The 1,881-nt window shown below is 51.2% G+C and carries 1 protein-coding gene; it reads left to right on the top strand.

Features of this window, described 5'->3' with window-relative positions:
• Positions 1 to 415: 415 nt before the first annotated feature.
• Positions 416 to 1,810 (top strand): group II intron reverse transcriptase/maturase, encoded by a 1,395-nt coding sequence (ltrA, locus tag ICN36_RS11845; RefSeq protein WP_216228548.1) that lies wholly within the window; start codon positions 416 to 418, stop codon positions 1,808 to 1,810.
• Positions 1,811 to 1,881: the final 71 nt, after the last annotated feature.

Below are 1,881 nucleotides of genomic sequence, written 5' to 3' on the forward strand. Positions count from 1 at the left end.
TTGGTGCGCCCGGCAGGGTGCACTTACTTGGAGGTGAAAGTCCTCTACACACCCGGTAAGGGGAAGTGTTAGCTAATGGCAAGGGCTTTGTGGGTGACTGCAAGTCTGAAGGAAGCCAAAGGCAAAGCGCTGGTCTGACGTACAGGAAGCGGATATAAGGCGTTGCATCGGGATGAGATGTCCGAAATCATCAAAGTCCAATACTTACACGGAAACGATATAACGTAGATCCGACAGACATAAGCGTGAAGGTGGGTGCGCAATACCCGGGGAGATCTGACATGGTGCCCGGTAAGGGCTACAGACATCGAGAGGTGTTTGGATGCTATGCCAGAAGTCAGCAGAAGCCATAGTAGGCGCTAATACAGGCTGAAGGGCTGAACAAGTAGTGCCGAAATTAGGACGATTGATCTTGATGTCTATTGAGAAAGCAGAAGCTCTTGCAAGAGAGGCCAGTGGCGAGGAAGCCGGACGGTATCCGGGGATAGCGCTCGCTGGTGCGGAAATAGATGCAACGACAATCGGGCAAACGAAATCGGAGAATCATGCGCTCATCGAGCGTGTGGTGGCGCGCAGCAACATGCAAAGAGCGTACCAACAGGTTATGAGAAATCACGGCGCACCAGGAGTTGATGGCATGCGTACGGAAGACCTCAAAAGCTGGCTGGTCGCACACTGGCGCAGTGTGAAGCAAGCCTTACTGGATGGTTGCTATATGCCACAGTCAGTACGAAAAGTAGATATACCCAAGCCCAATGGCGGGGTCAGGACGCTTGGAGTGCCAACCGTAGTAGATCGCCTCATCCAACAAGCATTGCACCAAGTAATGCAACCGCTCTTTGAGCCCACCTTCTCGGAACACAGCTACGGCTTTAGACCGAATAGGTCGGCACAACAGGCGGTATTGCGGGCGGCGCAGTACATGCGAGAAGGTAAACGCTGGGTGGTAGATATGGACTTAGAGAAGTTCTTTGACCGTGTAAACCACGATGTGTTGATGTCTCGCGTGAGAAGGCAAGTTCAAGATGAGAAAGTATTAAAACTCATCCGCCGTTACCTGCAAGCGGGCATGATGAGTGATGGGGTCGTAGAAGCAAGAGTAGAAGGGACGCCGCAAGGTGGCCCACTATCCCCCTTGCTATCAAACATCCTCTTAACTGATCTAGACCGTGAGCTGGAAAAGCGAGAACTGGCCTTTTGCCGCTATGCGGATGACTGCAATATTTATGTCAACAGCAAACGGTCTGGGCAACGCATCATGGATGGGGTTAAAACGTTTCTAACAAAACGTTTAAAGCTGACCGTGAGCGAGGCTAAGAGTGCAGTCGCAAGACCATGGGAGCGCAAGTTCTTAGGGTACAGCGTCACTCACAATAAGCAGACCAAAATCCGCATTGCTCCTGAAAGTTTGAAGCGCCTTAAAAGCAAGGTGAAGGTACTTTGCCGTCAAGGGCGTGGACAGTCAGTCCAAACGACCATCCAAAGATTGAATCCAGTATTGCGAGGATGGATAAATTACTTCCAATACTCGCAAGGCCTAAGGGCAATTGAGGAAATGGATGTCTGGGTTAGGCATAGGCTTAGGGACATTATCTGGAGGCAATGGAAAAGGCCTAAGACACGAGAATCACGACTAAGAGCGTTAGGGCTTGATGCCCATCGCGCTTGGAAATCGAGTGTCAATGGTCGTGGGCCATGGTGGAATGCTGGGGCGAGACATATGGTCTCAGCCTGCCCACCTAAATACTTTACACAACTGGGGCTGGTGTCTTTGGTAGTAACCTACCAAAATCTTCAGCGTGCTATTTGAACCGCCGTATGCGGAACCGCACGTACGGTGGTGTGAGAGGGCTGAGGGAGTAATCCCTCACCCTACTCGAT

It is taken from the genome of Polynucleobacter sp. UK-Gri1-W3, from assembly GCF_018881595.1.
Taxonomy (GTDB): Bacteria; Pseudomonadota; Gammaproteobacteria; order Burkholderiales; family Burkholderiaceae; genus Polynucleobacter.